Raw genomic sequence first — 24623 nt, 5'->3', positions numbered from 1 at the left:
AGCAAGGACTTCAACCTCACCCGCGAGTCCGTACTGGGCAGCAAACTGTCCCCGGAGACCCCCGCCTACGACGTCCAGCAGGCCTGCGGCACCGGCCTCCAGGCGATCATCCAGGTGGCCAACAAGATCGCCCTCGGCCAGCTCGACTCCGCCATCGCCGGCGGCGTGGACACCACGAGCGACGCCCCCCTCGGCGTCAACGAAGACCTCCGCCGCATCCTGATCGCCCTCAACAGCGCGCGCACCGTCCCCGCCCGCCTCCGGCTGCTGACGCGCCTGCGCCCCTCCCACATCGTCCCCGACATCCCCCGCAACGCCGAACCCCGCACCGGCCTGTCCATGGGCGAGCACGCCGCCATCACCGCCCGCGAATGGAACATCACCCGCGAATCCCAGGACGAGCTCGCCGCCGCGTCGCACCAGAAACTCGCCGCCGCCTACGCCCGCGGCTTCTTCGACGACCTCGTCACCCCGTTCCTCGGCCTCACCCGCGACCAGAACCTCCGCCCCGACTCCACCGCAGAGAAGTTGTCCACACTCAACCCCACCTTCGGCGGCCCCACTGGCACCATGACCGCCGGCAACTCAACCCCGCTCACCGACGGCGCCTCGGTAGTTCTGCTGGCCAGCGACGCCTGGGCCAAAGCCCACCGCCTCCCCGTCCTCGCCTACCTGACGTTCTCCGAAACCGCCGCCGTCGACTACGTCCACGGCGCCGAAGGCCTCCTCATGGCCCCCACCTACGCCGTCCCCCGCCTCCTCGCCCGCGCCGGACTCGCGTTGCAGGACTTCGACTTCTACGAAATCCACGAAGCCTTCGCCGCCCAGGTCCTCGCCACCCTCGCCGCCTGGGAAGACATCAACTTCGCCAAATCCCGCCTCAACCTCGCCGAACCCCCCGGCCCCATCGACCGAACCAAGCTCAACGTCAACGGCTCCTCCCTGGCCACCGGCCACCCCTTCGCCGCCACCGGCGCCCGCATCGTCGCCACCGCCGCCAAGCTCCTCCACGACAAAGGCACCGGCCGCGCCCTCATCTCCATCTGCGCCGCCGGCGGCCAGGGCGTCACCGCCATCCTGGAGAAATAGCCGGCGCCTCACGTCGGTGCGTTGGCCGATCACAATGGCAACAAGCGCCAGCGGCCAACGCACCAGCGCCACAAGCCAACACAGCGACGCCAGAAGCCAACATGCCCGGCGTGGGGGGCGACACGCCGTAGGGGTTTCTGGGTCAATATCGGGTTCGGGCTAGAAAGCTGGATACGGTCCGATGGTGGACCCGGTGAGGAACCCGTTCGCGCCTGGCGCGGGGCAGCGGCCGCCTGAGTTGGCGGGGCGAGGCAAGGAGCTGGACGCGTTTGACGTGGTGCTGGAGCGGGTGGCGCGGGGGAGGCCGGAGCGGAGCCTGGTGCTGACGGGGCTGCGCGGGGTGGGGAAGACCGTGCTGCTGGGCGAGCTGAGGTCGATGGCGGTGCGGCGCGGGTGGGGCGCCGGGAAGATCGAGGCGCGGCCGGACGCCGACCTGCGGCGGCCGCTGTCCGCGGCGCTGCACCGGGCGATCCGTGATCTGGCCGTGCAGCACCGGGATCCGGAGCGGGTGGACGACGTGCTCGCGATCCTCAAGGCGTTCGCGCTGCGGGCGACGCCGCCGGGGGCGAAGCTGCGGGAGCGCTGGCAGCCGGGGATCGACGTGCCGCCGGCGCAGGGGCGGGCGGACTCCGGGGACATCGAGATCGACCTCGTCGAGCTGCTCACCGACGTGGCCGCGCTGGCCCAGGACATCGGCACCGGGGTGGCGGTGCTGATCGACGAGATGCAGGACGTCATGCCGGACGACATCTCGGCACTGTGCGCCGCCTGCCACGAGTTGTCGCAGTCGGGGGCGCCGCTGGTCGTCGTGGGTGCCGGCCTGCCGCATCTGCCGGCGGTGCTGTCGGCGAGCAAGTCGTACTCGGAGCGGCTCTTCCGCTACGTCCGGATCGACCGGCTGGACCGGGCGGACGCCGACCAGGCCGTGCTCGCGCCGATCTCCCGCGAGCAGGCCGGCATCACCCCGGAGGCGCTGGACGCCCTGTTCGACGCGTCCAGCGGCTACCCGTACTTCATCCAGGCCTACGGCAAGGCGGCCTGGGACTCCGCACCGGCCGACCCGATCACCAAGGAGGACGTTGCGGTGGCCGCGCCCGAGGCCGAGGCGGAGCTCGCGGTCGGCTTCTTCGGCTCCCGGTACGAGCGCGCCACCCCGTCCGAGCGCGAGTACCTGCGCGCCATGGCCGAGATGACCGAGGGCAAGGACGAGAGCGCCGGCACCTCGGACATCGCCGTCTACCTGGGCCGCAAGCCGTCCTCACTGTCCCCGGCGCGGGACAGCCTGATCAAGAAGGGGCTGATCTTCTCGGCCGAGCGCGGCCGGATCGCCTTCACCGTCCCGCACTTCGGCCGCTACCTCCTCACGATGGACGAGTAGCGCTATATCGAGCTCTCTACCGTTCAAGTTAGAAAGAGGAATACTCACCGATGCGCGGCGATTCGTTGGCTTGTGCGGCATCTCACCGGATAATCGGGTGCGATCAAGGCATACGACAGGGCAACATGGTGTTAACACCACAGCGGCTCACGAAAGGATGGAACCCATGAACCTTGCCGCCAAGCTCCGTGCCCGTCGGGTGGAGGCCCGCAACCGCCGCGCGATCAATCGCGCCATCGCCGGTGCGGCGACCCCGGCCCTGCGCGACGAGCTGATCGTCATCTCGCAGAACCCCGCACGGCAGATCCGCTGACAGTGTGACCTAGAGCACATTTCCCACGGCTGTAACAACCCCGCGGGGCGGTGCGATGTTCCGGTTGACCCCGTAGTGCTGGCGGACCCCCGACCTGGCAGCAGTACGGGGTTTCCACTTGTCTGGGGGTGGGCGGACCGGCCAGAGTCGACGCCATGCCGGTCGCAGCCGTATCCGCCGAGTCCACCGAGCTCTTCGTAGGCACCGAATCCCGACCCCTTCAAGTCGTCCGGGTCAGCACGACCACGCGGGACGGCGCGGCCCGGGTGTTCGTCGAGGGGCGCGGCCTGACCACGCCGGAACCCGTCGACGTCGCCGCCTCCGGCCAGTTCGGGGTGGAGATCCCGGTGGACACCCAGGGCGCGCCACCCGGGTCCACGCTGCCGGTGCGGGCCGTCGTGCAGTCCGGCGCCGACCGAATCGAGGCCGACCTGGACGTCGTGGTCGCCGAGCCCGGCTGGACCATGCACATGGTCAGCCACTTCCACTACGACCCGGTGTGGTGGAACACCCAGGCCGCCTACACCGTCGCCTGGGACAAGCTGGACTTCCCGAACTCCCCGCGCGGTGCCCGCCAGCTCGCCGGCTTCGACCTGGTGCGCGCCCACCTCGCGCTGGCCCTGGCCGAACCGGAGTACCGGTTCGTGCTGGCCGAGGTCGACTATCTCAAGCCCTACTGGGACAGCCACCCGGAAGATCGCGCGGTGCTCCGCCGGCTGCTCGCCGAGGGCCGGCTGGAGATCATGGGCGGCGCGTACAACGAGCCGAACACCAACCTCACCGACCCCGAGACCACCGTGCGAAACCTGGTGCACGGCATGGGTTTCCAGAAGCACGTGCTGGGCGCCGACCCGCGGACCGCCTGGCAGCTCGACGTGTTCGGGCATGACCCGGCGTTCCCCGGGTTCTGCGCCGACGCCGGCCTGACCTCCAGTTCCTGGGCGCGCGGGCCGTTCCACCAGTGGGGACCCATGGAGCGGACCGCGAGCGGCAAGGGTGATCCGCGCCGCATGCAGTTCAGCAGCGAGTTCGAGTGGATCTCCCCGTCCGGCAGGGGTCTGCTCACCGCCTACATGGCCGACCACTACGGCGCCGGCTGGGTGATGGACTCGGCGCCGACCCTCGAGGCCGCCGAGGAGGCCACCTACAAGCTGTTCCTCGGCCTCAAACAGGTGGCCAGCACGAAGCAGGTGTTGCTGCCGGTCGGCACGGACTACACCCCGCCGAACAAGTGGGTCACCGCGATCCACCGGGACTGGAACACCCGCTACGTCTGGCCGCGGTTCGTCTGCTCGCTCCCGCGCGACTTCTTCGCCGCGGTGCGCACTGAACTGGCCGAGCGGGGCGAAAAACCCACGCCGCAGACCCGGGACATGAACCCGATCTACACCGGCAAGGATGTCTCCTACATCGACACCAAGCAGGCCCAGCGTGCGGCCGAGTTCGCGGTGCTGGAAGCCGAGTCCTTCGCGGTGTTCGCCAACCTCCTTGCCGGGGCGCGGTATCCGGACGCGGCGCTGGCCAAGGCCTGGGTGCAGCTCGCCTACGGCGCCCACCACGACGGGATCACCGGCTCCGAGTCCGACCAGGTGTACCTGGACCTGCTCACCGGCTGGCGGGACGCGCACGAGCTCGGCACCGGGGTCCGCGCCGCCGCGCTCGGCACTCTTTCCTCCCTTGTGGACAGTGACGGGGACGGAACCCCGGTCGTGGTCTGGAACCCGTTGACCCACGAACGCACCGACGTGGTGACCGTCCGGCTCGACGAATCCCTCGGCGACGGCGTGACCGTGCTCGACGACTCCGGCGCCGCGCTGCCCGCGCTGGTCGAGCACGGCGGGCGATCGGTCACGTTCCTGGCCGGCGAGGTGCCTTCCCTCGGCTGGCGCACGTTCTGGCTGCAACCGGCCGACCGCGCCGACCAGGTTTGGACGCACGGCACCGGCTCCGACGCGGCCAACGAGTACTACCGGGTCAGCCTGGAACCGCGCCGCGGCGGCGGGGTGACCAGCCTGATCGAGCTGGACAGCGGCCGCGAGCTGATCACCGGCGACCGGGTCGGCAACGAGCTCGCGGTGTACGAGGAGTACTCCCAGCACCCGGTGTTCGGCGAGGGCCCGTGGCACCTGCTGCCCAAGGGCCCGGCGAACTCCTCGGCCCGCACCGCCGCCGAGGTGGAGCACCGGCGCAGTCCGGTGGGGGAGCGGCTGATCGCCCGCGGGCACGTCGGCCCGGTGCGCTACACCCAGACGATCACGTTGTGGCACGGCGTGAAGCGGGTCGACTGTGTGACCACTGTGGACGAGTTCACCGGGTCCGACCAGCTGCTCCGGGTGCGCTGGCCGTGCCACGTGCCGGGCGCGCTGCCGGTCAGCGAGGTGGGCAACGCCGTGGTGGGCCGCGGTTTCGGGCTGATCGACGTGAACTCCGCGCACCACCCGTGGACGCTGGACAACCCGGCGCACACCTGGTTCGGGCTCTCCGCCGCCGCGTCGCTGCGCCTGGCCGGCGGGACGCTCCGCCCGATCGGGGTCGCGGAGATCATCGTGCCGTCGCCCGCCGATGCCGCTCCGCTGGCCCGCGAGCTCGCCGTGGCGCTGGCGAAATCCGGCGTGACCGCGACGGTCAGTACGGCGGACGGCGCACGGTACGGCAACCTCGGCGTCGACTCCAACCTGCCGGACGTGCGGATCTCCCTCGGTGGCCCGGAGGAGAACGTGTTCACCGCCGAGGTGTTCGAGCGCGCCGGCATCACCGGCGGCGACGAGGTGCGCTGGGTGCCGCCGGAGAAACCGCTCGCCGAGGTGTGGCAGCCGAGCGCGGACCTGCGCGACGCCCGCGCGCTCGGCGTGCTCGTCATTCCGACCGGCGCTATCCAGTCCATTGTGGACGACCTGGCGGACCATGTGATCGAGGTCGGCGCCGGGGAGCCCGGCCACGACGGCTACGCGGGTCGTTCCGTCGCGCTGCTCAACCGCGGCCTGCCCGGGTTCGCCGTGGACTCCGCCGGCACGCTGCACGCCTCGCTGCTGCGCTCCTGCACCGGCTGGCCGTCCGGCGTGTGGATCGACCCGCCCCGGCGCACCGTCCCGGACGGCTCCAACTTCCAGCTGCAGCACTGGACCCACGAGTTCCAGTACGCGATCACCAGCGGCGACGGGGACTGGCGCGCGGCCGGCATCTCCGCCGCCAGCGCCGAGTACAGCCGGCCGCTGCATCCCGTCGTGGCCAGCCCGGACGGCGCCGCGACCCTGCCCAGCGCGGGTTCGCTGTTGAGCATCGAGCCGGCGGAGAAGGTCCGGCTGGCCGCGCTCAAGGCCGCCGGCAACCCGCTCACGCACGGCTCGGGCGCACCCGCCGACCCGCGCGCCGGCATCGCCCTCCGGCTCGTCGCACACCACGGCGAACCGGTCACCGCGACGATCAGCTCGCCGCTGGCCGGCCTCGCCGACCCGCGCACCGCCGATCTGCTCGAGCAGCCCGGGGAACCGCTGGCCGACCTGACCGTCCCGGTGGCCGGATTCGACGCCGCCACCGTCGTCGCCCGCCCCGAGCCGGCCGAACCGTCCCCTGTGGACAGGGTCGCCCTGGGCCCGGAGGCGGAGCTCGCCCAGCCCCTGTACGCGAAGTACTGGCTGCACAACCGGGGCCCGGCACCGCTCGGCGGGCTGCCGGTCGCCGTGCACCTGGAACCCGTTGACGGCGAACGGATCCGGCTCACCGTCGCCTCCGACCGCACCGACGGCGACCTGCACGGGTTCGCCCGGCTCACCCTGCCGGAGGGCTGGCACGCCGAGCCGGCCGAGGTGCCGTTCGGCCTCCCGCCCGGTGGCCACCTCGCCACCGAGCTGACGATCACCAAGCCGCAGAACGCGGCGCCCGGCGCCTACCCGGTGCGGGCCCGGGTCGAGCTGGCCGGCGCCGACCTCCCGGAGAGTTGGCGGCAGGTCGTCGAGGACGTGGCGGTGCTGACGGTGGGCGAGGAGCAGGCGTTCCTCACCTTCGCCGGCGAGCCCGCCCCGGTACGGCTCGCGCCCGGTCAGCACGGCCGGCTGTCGGTCCGGGTGGCCAACGCCGCACACGCACCCGTCGCGGTGGAGGCGAACCTGATCAGCCCGTGGGGCACCTGGGATCTGGCCGGCCCGAGCGCGGCCGGCGCGGAGATTCCGGCCCGCGGCGAGGCCGAGCTCGGCTTCGACCTCACGACTCCGCCGTGGACCCCACCCGGGAAGTGGTGGGGCCTGATCAAGGTGGCCGGCGCCGGCACCGTGCTGTACTCCCCGGCCGTCGCCCTGGAGGTCACCCGGTGAAGCCCGTCGCCTGGGTGGCCGGCGACCCGCTCGATGTGTCCGATGTGGACGAACGGGAGCGGGCAATCCGCTCCGGCCCGGCCAGCGCCGCGCTGCCGGACGTGGACAGCAGCGAGGGCCGGCAGCTGCGCCGCTGGCTGGTCCAGCTCATCGCGGCCGAGCGCCTCATCGCGCGCGAGGCCGGCGAGCGACGGGTCACCGTCGAGCACGCCCCGCCCCTGGACGAGCTCGCCGCCGATCGGCCGGCCCTGCTCGAGCTGGGCAGCGTCGCCGCCTCCCTACTGGCCGGCAGCGCGCTGGCCCGGGCCGTGTTCGCCGCCGTCACCGCGCACGTCCGGGTCAACCACGACCGGATCAAGCGATACCACGCGGACAACCCCGAGCAGTTCCTCTCGTCCCCGAGCAGCGCATCGTCCGGCACGCGATCATGGCCAGCCCAGACGGAGATCCGCGGCTCTACGAACGTCCATTCAGGACACTCAAGCGGGGTGAGCTGACCGGGCCGGTGGAGGAGGCGGTGTTCCAGGCCGCGCCCGGCGACACCATCGGCCCGATCAGGAACGCACTGGGCTGGCACGTGCTCAAAGTGGAGACCGTCGAGCCCGGGCACCTCCGCCCGCTGGAGCTGGTCCGCCCGGCCATCGAGCGCCGCCTGCTCGGCACCGCCCGCCGCCGCGCGTTCACCGCCTGGCTCGACGGCCGCACCGCCGACCTGGTCCGGCTCGCACCCGGCTACGAGCACCCCGGCGACCCCAGCCAGCCGGACAACACCCACCGCCACTGAGCAGTACCGCCACTCCGGAATTTTTGGCGGTGGTTGCGTTCCAGCGAACAGTGCGGGTGGCAGGTGGATTGTGGCTGGGTTTCGTCACGGTCCCCTGAGGTGCGGTTGGTCGGTGGGAGACTGTGTCAACTTCGACCCCGGAGAGGTGGACGTGGGGCGGGCTGTCCTTGCGGTGGACGTGGGGGGTACCAAGATCGCCGCCGGCATCGTGGACGGGTCCGGCCGGATGCTGCACGCGACCAGCCGACCCACCCCGAACGGCAGCGCCGAGAGCACGTTCGACGGGGTCCGCGCGGCCATCCACGAACTCATGGCAGCCGGCGAGACGCCGATCACGGCGGTGGGGATCGCCTCGGCGGGACCGGTCGACCTGCGAAGCGGCCGGGTCAGCCCGATCAACATCCCGGGCTGGCAGGGTTTTCCGCTCCGTGACCGGGTGCGTGAGCTGCTGCCCGGCGTGCCGGTGGAGCTGGCCGGCGACGGTCTGTGCATGGCGCTCGGCGAGCACTGGGCCGGGGCCGGGCGGGGGAGCGGCTCGATGCTCGGCATGGTCGTGTCCACCGGGGTCGGCGGCGGGCTGGTGATCAACGGCCGGCCGCACCGCGGCCGCACCGGCAACGCCGGGCACGTCGGGCACGTGGTGGCCGAGGAGGACGGCTGGCCGTGCACCTGCGGCGGCCGGGGCTGTGTGGAGACCGTGGCCAGCGGGCCGAACCTGGTGCGCTGGGCCCGGCTGCAGGGGTGGCTCGCCCCCGATCATGCCGACGCCGCGCACCTGGCCGCAGCGGCCCGGGCCGGCGACGAGATCCCGCGCGCGGCGTTTCGGCGCGGCGGGCGGGCGGTGGCCCTGGCCGTGGTGGCCACCGCCGTGGTGTGCGACCTGGACCTCGCGGTGATCGGCGGCGGCGTGGCCCAGGCCGGCGACCTGCTGCTCGACGCGGTGCGCGAGACGCTGGCCGAGCATGCCCGGCTGTCCTTTCTGGACACGCTGCGGGTGGTCCCGGCGACGCTCGGCGGCCAGGCCGGGCTGATCGGCGCGGCGGGACTGGCGCTGGGGGCGCTCGCGGTTTAACGTTGACTCAGTCAACGAATTGGTTGAGGTGAGCAACGATGGTCTCCGCCGAGCGCGTCAACGCCGTCCGCGAGTTCAACCGGATGTACACCAAGGTCATCGGCGTGCTCAACGAAGGCCTGCTGAGCAGCCCGTACTCGCTCACCGAGGTCCGTGTGCTGTTCGAGCTGTCGCACCGGGGCAGCACCGAGGTCACGACGGTCCGCCGGACCCTCGGGCTGGACGCCGGCTACCTCAGCCGGCTGCTGGCCAAGTTCGAGTCCGCCGGCCTGGTCCGGCGTGAGCGCTCCGCCGCGGACGGCCGCCAGCAGGTCGTCGAGCTCACCGCGCAGGGCAAGGACGTGTTCGAGGCGCTCAACGAGAAGGCCGGCGACCAGGTGCGTGAGCTGCTCGCCGGCATCACCGACGAGAGCCAGCGCCGGGTCGTGCAGGCGATGGACGTGATCCGGCTCCAACTCGGCGACCGCCCGCACCCGGAGACCGTGGTACTCCGCCCGCCCCGGCCCGGCGACCTGGGCTGGGTGGTGCAGCGGCACGGCACGCTCTACGCCCAGGAGTACCGCTGGGACGCCGGCTTCGAGGGCCTGACCGCCCGGGTGGTCGCCGACTTCGTGGAGCACCACGACCCCAGCCGCGAGGCCGCCTGGATCGCCGAGGTGCACGGCGAGCCCGCCGGCTGCGTGTTCTGCGTGCGCCAGGACGAGCACACCGCCAAGCTCCGCCTCCTGCTGGTCGAGCCCAGCGCCCGCGGCCACGGCGTCGGCTCCCGGCTGGTGCGCGAGTGCGTCGCGTTCGCCCGCACCGCCGGCTACCGTGCGCTGGAACTGTGGACGGTCGACGTGCTCATCGCCGCCCGCCGGATCTACCAGCACGAGGGCTTTCGCCTGGTGTCACAGGAAAAGCGCCACATGTTCGGCCACGACCTGACCGGCCAGACCTGGCGCCTGGAGCTCTAGTGCCGTCTCGGTGTGTCCCGGTTCTGCGTAGCCGTGTCCCGGTTCTGCGTAGCCATGAACCGCGTTCGCGGGGCCGACGCCGTCGGGGCCCGCCCGAATTGCCCACCGAACGTTGCGTGACGCGGCACTAGGACCGCGGAACACGCCCCATCAGGTAGAACTCCTCGTTGGGCCGCAAGGACATCAGGTGCGCCAGCCGGTTGGACATGGCGAACAGCGCGGTGATCGCGCCGACGTCCCAGATCTCCTCGTCGGTGAGCCCGGTCTCCCGCGCGGCGTCGAGGTCGTCGGCGGAGAACGCACCCGGCTCGACGGCCAGGGCCAGCGCGAGGTCCACGATGGCGCGCTGCCGCTCGGACAGTTCCGTGGTCCACGGGCTGGTGGCCACCCGGTCGGCCAGGTACGGGTCCTTGGCCCGCACCCGCAGGATCGCCCCGTGCGCGACCACGCAGTACGTGCAGTGGTTGGCGCCCGAGGTGGCCACCACGACCAGCTCCCGCTCGGCCTTGGACAGCCCGGACTCCCGCTCCATCAGCGCGTCGTGATAGTCGCAGAACGCCCGCAGCTCGGCCGGCCGGTGCCCGAGCGCGAGGAACACGTTCGGCACGAAGCCGGACCTCTCGGCGATCGCGCCGATCCGTTCGCGCAGGTCCTCCGGCAGGTCGTCGAGTTCTACCGCGCCGAACCTGCTGATCGTCTCCGCCATGTCCCCACGCTAACGAGATTCGGGAATGGCAGGTGGGCTGGGTGGGCCACGATCGCTGTTCAGGGCGGGTTAACCGCGCCAGGCGCGGGTAGGGAACCCGAAACAGCGATCATGCCGGCAAGAACCCACTGTCACCCCCACGGCCCGGGCACAACCCCTCACCGGCATCCCAGGGGTCACAACCAGCCTCCTTCTGAAACACGCCTCAGCCGCGACGGGCTGGCGCGATCGCCACCATCACAATGGCGCCAAGGGCCAGCACGAGCATGGCCAGACCGGCGATCATGGCGCACCTCCTCCCCTCGTCCGTCCCGGTGATGGACATCACTTCTGGGACGTGCTATGGAGGGTGCGCGTTGCCTGTCCCTGTGGACAAGTGAATTTCGAGCGGGTCTCGACCCGATGTCGAGGAGCTCCACAGGCTGTGCACAGATCCATCCACAGCCTGTGGATACCCAGCTCCGATCAGGCCAAGCGCTGCCGGAGCGCGGACAGCTCGTCGCGCAGCAGCGTCGGCACCTTGTTGCCGATCTTGTCGAACCATTCCTCGATCAGCGGCAGCTCGGCACGCCACTCGTCCGGGTCCACCCGGAGCGCGGCCTCCACATCGGACCGCGGAGTGTCCAAACCGGACAGATCAAGGTCGTCGAGGGACGGCACCCAGCCGATCGGCGTCTCGGTCGCGGCCGCCTTGCCCTCGATCCGCTCGATCGCCCACTTCAGCACCCGGGAGTTCTCGCCGAAGCCCGGCCACAGGAAGCGCCGGTCGTCGCCGCGGCGGAACCAGTTCACGTAGAAGATCTTCGGCAGCTTGGCGGCGTCCGCCCGCTTGCCGGTGTCGATCCAGTGCTGGAAGTAGTCGCCGGCGTGGTAGCCGATGAACGGCAGCATGGCCATCGGGTCCCGGCGCACCACGCCGACCTTGCCCTTGGCCGCGGCCGTGGTCTCGGAGGAGAGCGTGGCGCCCATGAACGTGCCGTGCTGCCAGTCCCGCGACTCGGTGATCAGCGGGATCGTGGTGGCCCGGCGGCCGCCGAAGAAGATCGCCGAGATCGGCACGCCCTTCGGGTCGTCCCACTCCGGCGCCAGGATCGGGCACTGCGCCATCGGCGTGCAGTACCGCGAGTTCGGGTGCGAGGACGGCTCGTCCGAGTCCGGCGTCCAGCTCCCCTTCTTCCACGAGGTCAGGTGCGCGGGCGGCTCGCCCATGCCCTCCCACCAGATGTCCTTGTCGTCGGTCAGCGCGACGTTGGTGAACAGCGAGTTCCCCTTGGCGATCGTGCGCATCGCGTTCGGGTTGGTGTGCCAGTCGGTGCCCGGCGCCACGCCGAAGAAGCCGGCCTCCGGGTTGACCGCGTACAACCGGCCGTCCTCGCCGAACCGCATCCAGGCGATGTCGTCGCCGAGCGTCTCCACCCGCCAGCCCGGGATGGTCGGCTCCAGCATGGCCAGGTTGGTCTTGCCGCAGGCGCTGGGGAACGCCGCCGCGACGTAGTAGACCCGGTTCTCCGGCGAGATCAGCTTGAGGATCAGCATGTGCTCGGCCATCCAGCCCTGGTCACGGCCCATCACCGAGGCGATCCGCAGCGAGTAGCACTTCTTGCCGAGCAGGGCGTTCCCGCCGTAGCCCGAGCCGTAGCTCCAGATCACCCGCTCCTCCGGGAAGTGGGTGATGTACTTGACCTCGTTGCACGGCCACGGCACATCCGGCTCACCCCGGTCCAGCGGCGCGCCGACCGAGTGCAGCGCCGGCACGAAGTCGCGCGCCTGGCCGTGCTCGTCGAAGAACTTCGGCAGCACCCGGGTGCCCATCCTGGTCATGATCCGCATGGACACCACGACGTATTCGGAGTCGGTGATCTCCACGCCCAGCATGGGTTTCTCCGCGGAGAGCGGCCCCATGCAGAACGGGATCACGTACATCGTGCGACCGCGCATGCACCCCCGGTAGAGCTCAGTCATGATCGACTTCATCTCGTCCGGGGCCATCCAGTTGTTGGTGGGACCGGCGTCCTCGGGTTCCTGCGAGCAGATGAACGTGCGCTCCTCGACCCGGGCGACGTCCCCGGGATCGGAGGCGCACCAGAACGAGTTGGGCTTCTTGGCCAGCCGGGTCAGCGTCCCGGCCTTGACGAGTTTGGTGGTCAGCCGGTTCCACTCGGCGTCCGACCCGTCGCACCAGACGACCCGGTCCGGCGTCGCCAGCTCGGCCACCTCCTGCACCCACGACAGAAGCCGCTGGTGGGTCGTCGGTGCCTGGTCCAAGCCCGGAATTGCCACTGCCGTCATCTGTCCGTCTCCTGACTGATCGCCAACGTCATCAAGGACGCCGTTGTCCCAGATGGACTCCGGCGTCCTCATAACCGAATGGCAAATACACCCGACCCGATACGCCCGGGGCGGGCTCGCCGCGTAGGTGGATGGACTGAAACTACCCCGATAACGGCCGGTTAACCGAGTCCAGACCTGTCACTTGCCTCACAAGACCGATCAGGGAATCGATTCAGCACACGAATGTAGCACTGTGAGATAAACGAAGAGGGTTATGCACAAGCGGTATGTGGTTGCGCTCGCAGCGTCGTCGCCGGCCCGGTTGCTCGCGGGGGGCCAGCGTGCCGTGCGGTGTTCGGGTCTGTGGTTGGGGTTGGCCGGGCTGGTTGCCAGGTCCGACCGGATCGAACACCGGCCGGCGGCCCACCACTCCCAACCGGGATTGCGCAGAACCCTCGGGAACAAACAACGATCCCGGCACGTCAAGCGCATGCCGGGACCGGAATTGGTTCAGCTGTGGCGGATTACCGGGATGACTCGGCCCACACCGAGTCGGAGCCGCTCGAGCCCGAGTCGGGGTGGAACTCGCCCTGCGCGTCGATGTGGCCGTGCTGGGTGGTCTCCCACTCGTCGCCACCGGTGTTGTACGCCACGGTCACGTCGCCGTCGGCCTCGATCACCACCGCCTCGTCGGCCTCGCCGTCACCGTCGGTGTCGGTGAACGCGTAGGTGGTGCCGTCCTTGTCGGTGACCACGGCGGTGTCCTTCGTACCGTCGCCGTCCGAGTCGTACTCGGCCTTGCCGGCGTCGAACTCGCCGCTGCGGGTGTGCACGGTGATGTCCTCGCCGCCCGAGCCGGAGCCGCCGGTGTGGTGGCCGGTCTGCTCGGTCTGGTCGTCGCCGCCGCGGGGCTTGGCCGGCGCGTCGGAGCCGTCCTTGTCCTGGTCGGAGTCCTTGTCGTGCGCGCTGCCGCCGTCATCCGCGCCGCCGCCGGCCGGCGTGGGCAGGCTGTTCACGTCCTCCTCGCGCCACTCGTGCGCGGACTCGTCGTACTCGGCGCCGGACACCACGTTGCCGTCGTGGTCGAACTCCACCGCGACGTCCGCGGTGCCGTCGTGGTTCGTGTCGGCGAACGCGATGTAGCCGTCCTCGGTCTCGACGACGGCGGTGTCGTTCTCGCCGTCCTCGTCGAAGTCGTAGTTCTCCGCGACCTCGAAGCTCTCGCCGTCGACCTCGACGGTCAGCTGGTCCTCGCCGCCGTGGGTGTCGGTGGTGCTGGTGTCGTCACCATGCTCGTCCACGTACACGGGCTCCCCCTATCGGGATGGAAGGTCTCTGGGGTGATAACGGCTGGTTTGACTAACCGTAGGCCCGCCCGGTTCCCGGGCCAACGCCCGGTGCCCGTCCGGGTCAGGCGCGGTCCCGCACCGACCGGATACCGGCCAGCAGCTGCTCCGCGCGCTCGCGGCCCGAGGTGACCTCGTTGAGTCGCTTGTCCACCACGGTGAGCCGCTTTGACCGCTCGTTGGCGTCGAGCCGCAGCGCCTTGTCCACCTCGCGCAGCTCCTCCTCGATGCCCGCGATCCGCTTGCCCAGCGCCTCGTCGAGGGCCAGCGCCAGCTGGGACTCGGCCTCGATCAGCTGCTCGGCCACCAGCTGGTCCAAAGTGGACCGTGCGTCGGCGATGGACTCGGTGAGCCACTGCTTCATGTGCTGCTTGTCCGCAGTGTGCTTGCGGGTCCTGGCGATCCACCAGCCGGCGCCGAGCCCGACGACGATCGACGGCACGGCCACGATCGCCGCGGCGGCGCCCGCGACACCGATGCCCAGCATCGCGGTGGCGCCCCGGACCAGCCCGAGGCCACCGCTGACGCCCATGAACACCAGCAGCTTGTCCTCCGCGGTCGGCGGGCGCTTGTCCGGTGGCCGCAGCATGATCGGTGGCCGGTCCGCCCGGGCGAACTGGGCGCGGATCACCTCCAGCTCGTCGGGCTGGAACAGCTCACCCAGCACGGCCTCGGTCAGCTGGTTGAGCCGGTAGCTCACCGAGGCGCTGATCCGGCCGGAGATCAGGTGCAGGGCGGCGTCCACCTGACCGGGCAGCGCCAGCAGCTGGTCCTTGTCCGCCGCGTCGATGGCCTGCCGGAACCACGACTGCATGTCCCGCATCTGCCGGCTGACCTCGTGGTTGTTCTCCACCCGGGCGCGCTGCACCTCGCTGCGCAGCCGTACCTGCCAGCCCTTCGTCGAGGAGCGGCGGTCCGCGGTGAGCTCCTCCTTGCGCGCCCGCAGCGCCTCCGCCTCGGCCTCGCCGGTGGACAGCGCCCGCCGCTCGGCCGACAGCTTCACCCGCAGCTCGCCGAGCGCGGTGGACAGCGCGCGCAGCGTGTTCGCCTCGCCGAGCATCACCGAGCGCCCGACCAGAAGCTCCGCCATCGCGGTGCGCAGGGCGTCGATCCCGGAGCGCTCGCGCAGCATGGCGGCCGCGTCCGGGTTGGGTGCCTTGCCGGTCAGCTCGTGCATCCGTGCGGAGACCGGGTGGAACCGGGCGCCGGCGAACCGCGGTGCGTGCTCGGCGAGCAGCGCGAGGTCGGCGTCCAGCACTTGCCGCCAGCCACGGTACTGGTCCACTTTGGACAGAGCGAACAGCACCGTCTCGACGCGTTCGCCCACGCTGGCGAGGAAGTTCAGCTCACCGGCGGTGAACGGGGCGGAGGCGTCCACGACGAACAGCAGCGCGGTGGCGGACGCGGCGGCCTCCACGGCCAGCTCGCCGTGCATCGAGTCCAGGCCGCCGACGCCCGGCGTGTCCACCACGGATAACTTGCTGAGCAGCTCGACCGGGCCGTCCACCTCGACGTAGCGCGGCGGCAGCTCGCCGGCCGGCAGCTCATGCGCCGCGGACACCCACCGGACCAGCTCGGCCAGGTCGATCGGCACCGGGGCGAGCTGACCGGGGTAGCAGGCCCGCGCCTCCCAGCTCTCCGCGTGGCCGAACACCAGGTAGGTGGCGGTGGCCACCTCGGCGTCCACCGGGGACAGGCCGGGCTGCCCGAGCAGCGCGTTGACCAGCGAGCTCTTGCCCCGGTTGGTCTCGCCCACCACCACGACCGACGGCGTCTTCCTGCGCCGGGCCCGGATGTCCTCCACCCAGCGGGCGGACTCCGGGTCGGCGTCCCGGATCAGCGCGAGCAGCTTCTCCCGCGCCGCCGCGACCTGCTTGGGCAGGGACGGCTGGGCGGTCGCGGGTGCGGCGGTCACGGCACCTCCTCGCAAGCTCGGAGGCGCCGAACCTCGCCGCCTCGTTCCTCGGCGCCGGGGCAGCGTTCGTGGTTCGCTCCGCAAGCTCCGCTCACGGGGCCGTCCGGTTGTACACCGTAACGACTGGCGCGCGGAGCACCTCACCGCGGTCGGTGAACCCCACCACCTCGGTCTCCGCGACGACTCCGTCCAGCCCCTCGTCCTCGGTGGCCACGGTGCCGCCGGCCTCGTGGTAGGCCGGGTCGAACCGCTGGCCGTCCGGCCGCAGCGCGGTGACCCCGACCGCGGCCAGGCCCTCCTCGATCCGCTCCGCCACGCCGGAGCTGCGCGCCCGGTCCAGCGCGTACAAACACAGGTGCACCAACGACTTCCGCTCGGCGAGCGCCTGGTCGATCAGGTCGTCGGCGATGCCGTCGGCGGCGTCGGCCTCGTCCGCGGACAGGCCCGAGGCGAAGTCCCCGCCCGCGATCAGCCCGTCCACGGCGATCCCGCCCTCGCCCGCGGGCTCCTCCGCCCCCGCCCGCACGGCGTCCGCGATCACCTGCGCCTTGACCTCGATGGTGGACTCGGCCTGATCTTCGTCGGCCCGCGCTCGCTTGAACCACGAAGGCATTCTCAGCTCACCCCCGCTACCAGCCCTTTCGCATGATGCTGCCACCGTAGCCGTCATCGTCGTCGTCGGGGGCCCGATCGGTGGACGGCGCCTCGGAAAGCTCCTCGCGCAGCACCGCGAACTCCTGCTCACCCCGCGCGGCCAACTCCTCGCGCTCCTCCTCCGGCAGCTCCTGGTAGCGCCGGGCACCCTCGTCCACCCAGGCCGCGATGCTCCGGTTGAACACGTCGCTGGTCGCGGCCGCCCGCAGGCTCGACCGCCCGGCCAGGATGTCGTCGACCAGCGCCTGGAATCGCTCATCCCGGCTGGATTCCCGCAGCCGGCGCAGCGCCGCCCGGAGGAACGCCGAGCGGGCCGGATCCCCGTGCGCGACGTCCAGCATGGGCTCCTGTGGTGTGGTCATCTCAAACCCCCGGGTGGTCGTAGGCTCCCGCCGGGAGCGGATGGTCCTTCAGCCCGTGCAGCGCACCCAGCAGGCCGGCGATGGTGCCGCTGAGCCCGATGGCGATGTTGTAGGCCATGTCGTGCGCCTCGATGGCCTGCTTCCAGATGGTGACCGCTTCCTTGATCTCCCAGGCGGCCGCGACCCCACCGATGATTCCGCCGATGATCGTCTCGCTGGTGGCCGCGGCCGCGGCGAGCGCGATACCGGCGCCGATCAGCGCGTCCAGCAGGCTCTCCAGCAAGCTGTCCAGCGTCTTCGCCACACCCCAGATCCCGAACGCCGCGGTCTGCATCTCGGTGCCCATGGTGCTCAGCGGCTGCTGCTGGGCGGCGACCGCACCGGCGAGCCCGGTGAAGTACGTGTTGGCCTTCGTGGCGGCGTGGCCCTGCCAGCCGGTGAACATCGCGTCCTTGCCCTCGGTGAGGTTCTTCGCGTAGGCCGCGTCGAACTCGCCGACGTGCTTGAGCGCGTCGCCGGCCTTGGAGAACGCCTCCCAGTCGCCGGTGAACTGGTCGACCGCCCACTGGCCCGGGTTCACGCCACCGGTCACCAGCTCGATCGCCTTCATCACCCAGTGGCTGACGTTGAGCCAGTCACCGATGGAGAGCACCTCGTCGATCGGGCCGGGAATGGTCTCCTTCGCCTGCGGTTCGACGAGCTTGTCGGCCGGACGATCGGCCATGCCATTTCCTTTCGCGAGCTTGCGAGCGAATCATCGAGCACTGCCCTGTCGCCGAGCCTGCGAGGCGACAGGGTTTAGTAGGTGTTGTCCAGCCGTTCCGCGCTGGCCCGATCCGTCCTGCGGTACATCGCGGCCGACTTGTCGAGCTCGCTGGCCGAACCGGTGGACAGCTCCTTCAGCCGGTCCAGGTTGGCGTTGATCGCGTCGCGCGCCTCACCCATCCGGCTGATCGCCGTGGCCCAGATTCCCTGACCGATCAATCCCTTCTCCCACAAGGAAAGGTTCAGGTGCTTGCCGACGTAGTTCTTGGCGGTGTCGGTCTGACCGGCCAGATCGGCAAGTGATTTGTGATAGGCGTCGAGTTTTGCCGGATCAACCTGGAAAGTCATTGTCCTCCCCAAACCCCGTTAGACTCACGAGCACGTTACCAGTGGGCCGGCCGGTCATTCTGGTCGAAAATGCACACGAAAGGTGCGACTAATGCCCCAGCCGAGTGATCCTGGTGAAGGAACAACCGCACACCGGGTTGCCTTTACCGGGACCTGGCGCTATCGCAACCTGCTGATCCAGGTGGCCGTGCTGATCACCGCGCTCGGCCTCGGCATGGCCGTCTCGGCGGCGGTCTCCGGGCGGTGGTACGGCTGGATCTCCGCCGGCTGCTGGATCGCCGTCGGCTTCCTCGCCTTTCGGCAGTGGCGACGGCTGCGGGCCACCGGCGAGGAAGTGCACGCCGTCCGGCGCGGCCGCTTGCTGCTTCTCGGGCTGGGGCTCTTCCTCGCCGGTGTCGCGGTCACCGCCCTTGGCGCCGCGCTGTCCCACTGAACTGGTCAGTCTGCCCGGAGTTGTTGCCAGATCAGGAAATACGCGCGGTGCACGACGTGCGCGACGCGGCTCTGCGCCGGGGTGGCGCCGAACGAGGCGAAGGAGCGCCACCAGCCGGCGCGTTCGAGGGCGAACGCGGCCAGCTCCTTCTGCGGGCGGCCGCGCATGCCGAGCTGCTCGGGGATCTCGGCGTTGCTGCCGACCCGGAGCACCTCCTCGGCCAGGTCCTCCGGCATGGCCACCGCGCCGGAGGTGACCAGGGTCAGCGCCTCGAGCAGGCGCAGCTGGTGCGCTTCCGGCTTGGCCAGCAGCACCTCGATGGCGTCGTGCACCCGCTGCCGCTCACCCGGATCCCCGGAGGCGTGCGCCAGCGCGGTGACCGAGGCGAGCGCCGCGGCCGCCTTGATGCCGTCGGCCCGCGCGCGGAACACCGCGTCCAGCCGGCCGCGCACCCGGGCCAGCCCGGACGCGTCGAGAAGCTTGCGGCGCAACGCACCCGCGGTCAGGTCGGGCTCGGCCCGCAGCGCGTCCACCGCGGTCCGCACGCCGTAGAGGTCGAGCTTCTCCAGCAGCCGAGCCCGGGTCCCGGCTGGCACGTCGCACTCCCAGGTGGTGAAGATGTCCGCGGAGAGCACCATCGTCTCCCACGTCGCATCGTCCACTTGGGACAGTTGCTTGAGCGCGTCGGCGTCGGCGGAGGTGAACCCGCCGGACTCGGCCGACTCGGCCAGCAGCCCGATCACCGGGATCACGTCGGCCACCCGGGGTTTCAGCGTCTGCGCCTGCTTCTCGGCCAGCAAGGTCGCGGCCTGCCAGACGTCACCGTCCGAACCGGACACCGACTCGGGCGCGATGGTGTCCGCCTTGTTCAGCACCGCGATGGCGTTGACCGGACCGGCCTCCCGGCTGGCCGTCGCGGCGGTGAACGCGGCCAGCGCCTGCTGGTCGTCCGCGCGCACCCCCTGGGTCACCACGTACAGCACGGCTTCGGCGCCGGCCACGGCGTTGCGCGAGGTCTGGTCCAGCTCGCCGGCGGCCACGTCGTCGCCCGGCTCCTCGCCGTCCCGGGCGGCGCCGAGCAACTGCTCGGTCCGGCGCACCGAGGCGGCGTCCAGCGAGCCCAGGCCCGGCGTGTCGATCACGGTCAGGTCCCGCAGCACGGCGTTGGTCAGGTACGCCTCGAGGTGTGACACCGCCTCGAAGTCCACGTCGAGATCGCGCGGGATCACCCCGCCGGCGTCGAACGGCAGCACCTGCTTGCGCCCGTCCTGGAACACCACCTCGACCCGGTCCACCGTGCCGTACTGGAACCGGGTCACCAGCCGGGTGCACTCGCCCACGTCGGTCGGCGCCACCCGGCGCCCGATCAACGCGTTGACCAGCGTCGACTTCCCCGACTTGATCCGCCCGGCGACGGCCACCTGCAGCGGCGCGGCCAGGCGACGGAGCACCTCGCGGAACCCGGCCGCGGTGCGCGCGGAGACCTGCGGCTGCAACCGGTGGCACAGGTGCGCGACCGCGGCCGACAGCGGACCGGCCACACGCTGCTCGTCGGTCGCCGTGGTCACGCGGCCGGTCCCCTTTCTCACGGATGACGAACAGATGGTGCCACGCGGGCGGTTCTGCCACGACGCATCGGGGTTATTCCGCTGGGCCAGGGGTACCCGAACGGTGGAACGAAGGGCGGTGGGCGCGGTGGACACCAACGGTTATGTGGCCTTCCTGATCTTCGGTGTGGTGCTGGTGGCGGTGGACGGGGTCATCGTCTACCGCAGCGGGCGGGCCCTCCTCGACGAGGCGTACCGCGATCCGCGGGGTTCGCGGTCGATGGCGCAGCTGGTGACGGTGCTGTTCCACCTGGTCGTGCTGGGGGTGCTGGCGCTGATCTCGACCATCGACGTGAACACCGGAAGCCCGGTGCAGAACGTCGTGGTCAAGCTGGGCATCGTGCTGCTGGTGCTGGCCGTCGCGCACGCCGCGACCATGTCGATCCTGTCGCGCATCCGCGACCGGCTGCGGGACGAGCAGATCACCGACGAGTTGATCGACCACCGGGAGAACGGCAACAACGGGAGCGGCGACAACCGGGCGTGGCAGGGCAACGCCAACCCGGTCGGCGAGGAGTACCTCAACCTCCACCCCGCGGTCAGCCCGCCGATCGAGGAGCAGCGCCAGTTCCCGGCGAGCAGCTAGGTCAGCTCCTGGTCGTAGACCCGGTCAACCCGGAGAGCGACGTCAATCCGGCCGCACTGTGCCTACGCTGAGTGGGTGCGGCGACTGAGCCTGTGGATGAAGGCGCACCCGATCTTCGGGGACAGCCTCATCGCCGGCCTGCTCGCGGTGTTCGACCTGCTGATCTTCATCGCGCAGACGGTCGAGCACCCGGCCGGCACACCGGTTCCCAAGCCCTGGTTCATCGCGGTTCCGGCGATTCTGGGCGCCGTCGCACCGCTGGCGTTCCGGCGCCGGCGGCCGGTGCTGGTCGCGTACCTGGTGCTGATCCTCGGCATGCCGCACTCCTGGCTGGAGCTCGGCGTGGCGAGCCTCGCCGCGCTGTGCATCTCGCTCTACACGCTGGTCACCTACGTGGGCCGCAAGCAGGCCCTGGTGTTCGTGCTGGCCACCGTGGCCAGCGCCGCCGTGCAGCTGCCGCTGCAGTCCGGATCGGTGACCGAGCTGGCCGCGGCGGTGGTCACCGGGGCGCTGGCGATGGCGCTGTGCTGGGTGCTCGGCGAGTTCGTCGGTGCCCGCCGCGCCTACCAGGTCGAGGTGGAGGCCCGGCTGCACCTGCTGGAGACCGAGCGCGACCAGCAGGCCCGGATCGCCGTCGCCGAGGAACGCGCCCGGATCGCCCGCGAGCTGCACGACGTCGTCGCACACGCGGTGAGCGTGATCGTGGTACAGGCCGACGGCGCGGCCTACGCCGTGCACACCCAGCCGGAGCTGGCCGAGCGTGCGGTCAAGACCATCTCGGCCACCGGGCGGGAGGCGCTGGCGGAGCTGCGCCGGCTGCTCGGCGTGCTGCGCAGCGGGGAGGACGGCGAGGAGCGCACGCCGCAGCCGGGCACCCAGTCGCTGTCCGAGCTGGCCGAGCGGGTCCGGTCGGTGGGCCTGCCGGTGCGGCTGGACATCGTCGGCGCCATCGACGACCTGCCGGCCGGCGTGGGCCTGGGCATCTACCGGATCGTGCAGGAAGCGCTCACCAACTCGCTCAAGCACGCCGGTCCGGGCGCCTCGGCCATCGTCCGGGTGGAGCGCACCGGCGACCGGGTGGAACTGGACGTGCTGGACAACGGCAGCCGCAAGCGGGCGCTGGTCGGGATGTCCGGCGGCAACGGGCTGATCGGCATGCGCGAGCGGGCGCACGTGTTCGGCGGGACGCTCAAAGCCGGACCGCACCCGGCCGGCGGCTGGCGCGTCCGGGCCGTTCTGCCGTTCGGCGGCGCCTGAGGGCATTACGTTGGCCTACGTGATTCGGGTGGTGCTGGTCGACGACCAGGAGCTGATGCGGGTCGGGTTCCGCATGGTGCTCGGCGCGCAGGAGGACATGGAGGTCGTCGGCGAGGCCGGGAACGGCCGTGACGCGGTGGAGCTGATCGAGCGGCTGCGGCCGGACGTGGCGCTGATGGACGTGCGGATGCCGGTGCTGGACGGGGTCGAGGCCACCAAGCTGATCACCGAGCGGACCGCCACCCGGGTGCTCGTGATGACCACGTTCGACCTGGACGAGTACGCGCTCTCGGCGCTGCGCAGCGGGGCGAGCGGGTTCCTGCTCAAGGACACCCCGCCGGACCACCTGGTGTCCGCGCTGCGCTCGGTGGCCAGCGGCGACGCGGTGGTCTCGCCCAGCGTCACCAGGAGACTCCTGGACCGGTTCCTCGGCTCCGGCAGCGGCCAGCTCCGGGACGCCAGCATGCTGGACGTGCTCACCGAACGGGAGCGCGAGGTGCTGGTGCTGATCGCACACGGCCTGTCCAACACCGAGATCGCCAGGAAGCTGTTCCTCTCCGAGGCCACCGTGAAGACCCACGTCGGCCGGGTGCTGGCCAAGCTGGACCTGCGCGACCGCGTCCAAGCCGTGGTGCTCGCCTACGAGACCGGCCTGGTCCGCCCCGGCGACATGTGACATTTGGCTCGCTCCGCTCGCGGGAGCGGGCCTTGACGTGGTGTCTTCCCTCCTGCGCTGCTCGTCAGTCCAGACACCACCGGCCCGCTCGGTCTAGCGGTATCTCGAAGCGTCCACTGTGGACGGGTCGATGTCGGGCTTCACCACGTCGTCGTACCAGCGGCCCCAGTCCGGCCGGGTGCCGTCGAGGTCGGTGAAGCCGTACTCCCGCATGAGGGTCCACGACGCGAGCGTCTGACCGGCGAACCGGGCCACCTCGGGGTCGGTGGCCAGCGCGGCCACCCCGCGGCCGAGGTAGCGGGGCGACTCCGACACCGCGAAGTGCGCGGCGTGCGGGGAGCGGCCGCCGGTCACCGCGTCCCGCCAGTTCTCCTCGGTGACCTGGTACACCGTGTCGAGCATGAACTCCGAGCGCAGGTATCCGGGCGTCACCGCCAAGCCGGTGCAGCCGTGCCCGGCCAGCTCCGCGCCGAGCGCCCGGCCGAGCGCCCGGACGCCGGATTTCACCAGGTAGTACGGGATTCCGGCGCCGACGTAGTCGTCGTTGTCGCCGTCGGTCACCTCGATCACCAGCCCGCCCGGCCGGCGCAGCACCAGGGGCAGCAGCCGGTGCAGCGCGATCAGGTGGGTCTCCACGCCGTTGCGGGCCAGGCCCAGCGCCTTGTCCAGGTCCGACTCCCAGAACGGGATGCCGAACTCGACGAACGGGTCGCCGCCCCAGACGTCGTCGACCAGGATGTCCAGACCGCCGTGCTCGGACTCGACCCGCGCCCGCAGCGCGTCCACATCGGACACCTCGGTGAAGTCGCAGCGCACCGGGATGCCCAAGCCACCCATCGCGGTGACCAACTCGGCGGTGTCCTCGATCGTCTCCGGGCGGTTCATCGGCGAGCGGCGCGCCCGGGTCGTACGACCCGTGACGTACACCGTCGCACCCAACGCCCCGAGCTCCACGGCGATGCCCCGGCCGCAACCCCGGGTGGCCCCGGTGACCACCGTGACCTTGCCATTCAACCGTTTTGCCATGCCACTACCCCTACCAAAGAAGGACGACAAATCAGGGTCGAGTCAGGGTCGTCACGGATCGCGCCCAACTTTTGGTTGATGGAACCTACCTCTGGAAGCTGACACGAAGTTTCGACTCCAGGGGGACGTGTGGGGCCCCGGTGCACCGACAACATGGTTGGCGTCCTCAACCAGACCAGGGAGAAGCCATGATCGAGGCAGTGGGCCTCACCAAGCGCTACGGCCGGACGGTGGCCGTTGACGATCTCTCCTTCACCGTCCAGGCCGGACGGGTGACCGGGTTCCTCGGTCCGAACGGCGCCGGCAAGTCGACCACCATGCGGATGATCCTGGGCCTGGACGCGCCCAGCGCCGGCCAGGTGCGCATCGACGGCAAGCGCTACCGCGACCTGCACCAACCTTTGCGCATGGTGGGTGCGCTGCTGGACGCCAAGTGGGTGCACCCCAACCGGTCGGCCCGGGCGCACCTGCGGTGGCTGGCCAAGTCCAACAACCTGCCGGCCAAGCGGGTCGACGAGGTGCTCGAGACCGTCGGGCTGACCAGTGTCGCCGGCCGCCGCGCCGGCGGGTTCTCGCTGGGCATGTCGCAGCGGCTGGGCATCGCCGCGGCGCTGCTGGGCGACCCGCAGGTGCTGCTGTTCGACGAGCCGGTCAACGGCCTCGACCCCGAAGGCATCCTCTGGATCCGCAAGTTCATGCACCGGCTGGCCGACGAGGGCCGCACCGTGTTCGTCTCCAGCCACCTGCTCTCCGAGATGGCGCTCACCGC

The 24623-nt window shown here is 71.0% G+C and carries 23 protein-coding genes; 13 read left to right on the top strand and 10 right to left on the bottom strand.

The genetic code is table 11. The annotated features are described in order from the left end of the window. From VGR06_RS30405 to VGR06_RS30370, 8 genes are all read left to right on the top strand, one after another. A partial coding sequence (locus VGR06_RS30405; RefSeq protein ID WP_327562598.1) for an acetyl-CoA C-acetyltransferase occupies positions 1–1089 on the top strand: 1089 nt, incomplete at its 5' end. Positions 1090–1273: 184 nt separating this feature from the next. Then, the gene (locus VGR06_RS30400; protein ID WP_327562597.1) at positions 1274–2467 is read left to right on the top strand and encodes an AAA family ATPase; all 1194 of its coding nucleotides are present in this window, start codon (positions 1274–1276) and stop codon (positions 2465–2467) included. Between the two features lie 166 nt (positions 2468–2633). Beyond that, positions 2634–2780 carry a hypothetical protein gene (locus tag VGR06_RS30395; RefSeq protein WP_327562596.1) on the top strand — a complete coding sequence of 49 codons (147 nt, stop codon included), beginning with the start codon at positions 2634–2636 and terminating at the stop codon, positions 2778–2780. A 155-nt stretch (positions 2781–2935) separates the two neighbouring features. Next, on the top strand, positions 2936–7090 hold the full coding sequence (locus tag VGR06_RS30390; RefSeq protein WP_327562595.1) for an NEW3 domain-containing protein: 4155 nt from the start codon (positions 2936–2938) through the stop codon (positions 7088–7090). Then, entirely contained in the window at positions 7087–7587 is a 501-nt protein-coding gene (locus VGR06_RS30385; protein WP_327562594.1) for a DUF7158 domain-containing protein, read from the top strand. Before VGR06_RS30390 ends, VGR06_RS30385 begins: the two co-directional genes overlap by 4 nt. Positions 7588–7595: 8 nt before the next feature. Further along, on the top strand, positions 7596–7874 hold the full coding sequence (locus tag VGR06_RS30380; RefSeq protein ID WP_327562593.1) for a peptidylprolyl isomerase: 279 nt from the start codon (positions 7596–7598) through the stop codon (positions 7872–7874). Positions 7875–7986: 112 nt separating this feature from the next. Then, complete coding sequence (locus VGR06_RS30375; protein WP_327562592.1) at positions 7987–8946, top strand: ROK family protein; 960 nt, start codon at positions 7987–7989, stop codon at positions 8944–8946. A gap of 38 nt (positions 8947–8984) precedes the next feature. Continuing rightward, a complete protein-coding gene (locus tag VGR06_RS30370; RefSeq protein WP_327562591.1) occupies positions 8985–9902 on the top strand; it encodes a helix-turn-helix domain-containing GNAT family N-acetyltransferase in 918 nt (305 codons plus the stop codon). A 127-nt stretch (positions 9903–10029) separates the two neighbouring features. On the opposite strand, the gene VGR06_RS30365 is transcribed toward VGR06_RS30370, so the two are convergent. The 8 genes from VGR06_RS30365 to VGR06_RS30330 form a co-directional block, all read right to left on the bottom strand. After that, positions 10030–10608 (bottom strand): peroxidase-related enzyme, encoded by a 579-nt coding sequence (locus VGR06_RS30365; RefSeq protein WP_327562590.1) that lies wholly within the window; start codon positions 10606–10608, stop codon positions 10030–10032. Positions 10609–11073: 465 nt separating this feature from the next. Then, complete coding sequence (locus VGR06_RS30360) at positions 11074–12897, bottom strand: phosphoenolpyruvate carboxykinase (GTP) (protein WP_327562589.1); 1824 nt, start codon at positions 12895–12897, stop codon at positions 11074–11076. 506 nt (positions 12898–13403) lie between these two features. Beyond that, the gene (locus VGR06_RS30355; RefSeq protein WP_327562588.1) at positions 13404–14180 is read right to left on the bottom strand and encodes a hypothetical protein; all 777 of its coding nucleotides are present in this window, start codon (positions 14178–14180) and stop codon (positions 13404–13406) included. Between the two features lie 109 nt (positions 14181–14289). Next, on the bottom strand, positions 14290–16140 hold the full coding sequence (locus VGR06_RS30350; RefSeq protein WP_327562587.1) for a dynamin family protein: 1851 nt from the start codon (positions 16138–16140) through the stop codon (positions 14290–14292). Positions 16141–16231: 91 nt separating this feature from the next. Then, entirely contained in the window at positions 16232–16753 is a 522-nt protein-coding gene (gene grpE / locus VGR06_RS30345; protein ID WP_327562586.1) for a nucleotide exchange factor GrpE, read from the bottom strand. Positions 16754–16769: 16 nt separating this feature from the next. Beyond that, the gene (locus VGR06_RS30340) at positions 16770–17156 is read right to left on the bottom strand and encodes a hypothetical protein (protein WP_327562585.1); all 387 of its coding nucleotides are present in this window, start codon (positions 17154–17156) and stop codon (positions 16770–16772) included. A gap of 1 nt (position 17157) precedes the next feature. Next, positions 17158–17880 carry a hypothetical protein gene (locus VGR06_RS30335; RefSeq protein ID WP_327562584.1) on the bottom strand — a complete coding sequence of 241 codons (723 nt, stop codon included), beginning with the start codon at positions 17878–17880 and terminating at the stop codon, positions 17158–17160. Positions 17881–17954: 74 nt separating this feature from the next. Further along, complete coding sequence (locus tag VGR06_RS30330; RefSeq protein WP_327562583.1) at positions 17955–18269, bottom strand: type VII secretion target; 315 nt, start codon at positions 18267–18269, stop codon at positions 17955–17957. A gap of 91 nt (positions 18270–18360) precedes the next feature. Here VGR06_RS30330 and VGR06_RS30325 point away from each other — a divergent pair, with 91 nt between their 5' ends. Continuing rightward, the gene (locus VGR06_RS30325; protein WP_327562582.1) at positions 18361–18702 is read left to right on the top strand and encodes a hypothetical protein; all 342 of its coding nucleotides are present in this window, start codon (positions 18361–18363) and stop codon (positions 18700–18702) included. Positions 18703–18707: 5 nt separating this feature from the next. On the opposite strand, the gene VGR06_RS30320 is transcribed toward VGR06_RS30325, so the two are convergent. Beyond that, positions 18708–20270 carry a dynamin family protein gene (locus VGR06_RS30320; protein ID WP_327562581.1) on the bottom strand — a complete coding sequence of 521 codons (1563 nt, stop codon included), beginning with the start codon at positions 20268–20270 and terminating at the stop codon, positions 18708–18710. A gap of 103 nt (positions 20271–20373) precedes the next feature. Here VGR06_RS30320 and VGR06_RS30315 point away from each other — a divergent pair, with 103 nt between their 5' ends. The 3 genes from VGR06_RS30315 (at position 20374) to VGR06_RS30305 (ending at position 22828) form a co-directional block, all read left to right on the top strand. Next, positions 20374–20895, top strand: coding sequence for a hypothetical protein (locus VGR06_RS30315; RefSeq protein WP_327562580.1), 522 nt, complete (start codon positions 20374–20376; stop codon positions 20893–20895). A 96-nt stretch (positions 20896–20991) separates the two neighbouring features. Beyond that, the gene (locus VGR06_RS30310; RefSeq protein ID WP_422652998.1) at positions 20992–22152 is read left to right on the top strand and encodes a sensor histidine kinase; all 1161 of its coding nucleotides are present in this window, start codon (positions 20992–20994) and stop codon (positions 22150–22152) included. Between the two features lie 19 nt (positions 22153–22171). Further along, a complete protein-coding gene (locus VGR06_RS30305; RefSeq protein ID WP_327562579.1) occupies positions 22172–22828 on the top strand; it encodes a response regulator transcription factor in 657 nt (218 codons plus the stop codon). Positions 22829–22921: 93 nt separating this feature from the next. Here VGR06_RS30305 and VGR06_RS30300 read toward each other — a convergent pair whose 3' ends face one another. Further along, a complete protein-coding gene (locus VGR06_RS30300; RefSeq protein ID WP_414637368.1) occupies positions 22922–23842 on the bottom strand; it encodes an SDR family oxidoreductase in 921 nt (306 codons plus the stop codon). A gap of 200 nt (positions 23843–24042) precedes the next feature. On the opposite strand from VGR06_RS30300, the gene VGR06_RS30295 reads away from it, so the two are divergent. Then, positions 24043–24623: ATP-binding cassette domain-containing protein (locus VGR06_RS30295; RefSeq protein WP_327562577.1), on the top strand; the 581-nt coding region annotated here is incomplete at its 3' end.

The organism is Actinophytocola sp. (assembly GCF_036002505.1).
GTDB lineage: Bacteria > Actinomycetota > Actinomycetes > Mycobacteriales > Pseudonocardiaceae > DASYTH01.
Note: the sequence above shows the minus strand (reverse complement) of the source record. Positions and strands in the feature narration are given on the sequence as shown.

Coding starts and splice junctions, on each gene's coding strand:
- VGR06_RS30390 (WP_327562595.1), top strand. CDS start 2,936: ATGCCGGTCGCAGCCGTATCCGCCGAGTCCACCGAGCTCTTCGTAGGC.
- VGR06_RS30360 (WP_327562589.1), bottom strand. CDS start 12,897: ATGACGGCAGTGGCAATTCCGGGCTTGGACCAGGCACCGACGACCCAC.
- VGR06_RS30325 (WP_327562582.1), top strand. CDS start 18,361: ATGCCCCAGCCGAGTGATCCTGGTGAAGGAACAACCGCACACCGGGTT.
- grpE (WP_327562586.1), bottom strand. CDS start 16,753: ATGCCTTCGTGGTTCAAGCGAGCGCGGGCCGACGAAGATCAGGCCGAG.
- VGR06_RS30365 (WP_327562590.1), bottom strand. CDS start 10,608: ATGGCGGAGACGATCAGCAGGTTCGGCGCGGTAGAACTCGACGACCTG.
- VGR06_RS30335 (WP_327562584.1), bottom strand. CDS start 17,880: ATGGCCGATCGTCCGGCCGACAAGCTCGTCGAACCGCAGGCGAAGGAG.
- VGR06_RS30330 (WP_327562583.1), bottom strand. CDS start 18,269: ATGACTTTCCAGGTTGATCCGGCAAAACTCGACGCCTATCACAAATCA.
- VGR06_RS30395 (WP_327562596.1), top strand. CDS start 2,634: ATGAACCTTGCCGCCAAGCTCCGTGCCCGTCGGGTGGAGGCCCGCAAC.
- VGR06_RS30370 (WP_327562591.1), top strand. CDS start 8,985: ATGGTCTCCGCCGAGCGCGTCAACGCCGTCCGCGAGTTCAACCGGATG.
- VGR06_RS30310 (WP_422652998.1), top strand. CDS start 20,992: ATGAAGGCGCACCCGATCTTCGGGGACAGCCTCATCGCCGGCCTGCTC.
- VGR06_RS30340 (WP_327562585.1), bottom strand. CDS start 17,156: ATGACCACACCACAGGAGCCCATGCTGGACGTCGCGCACGGGGATCCG.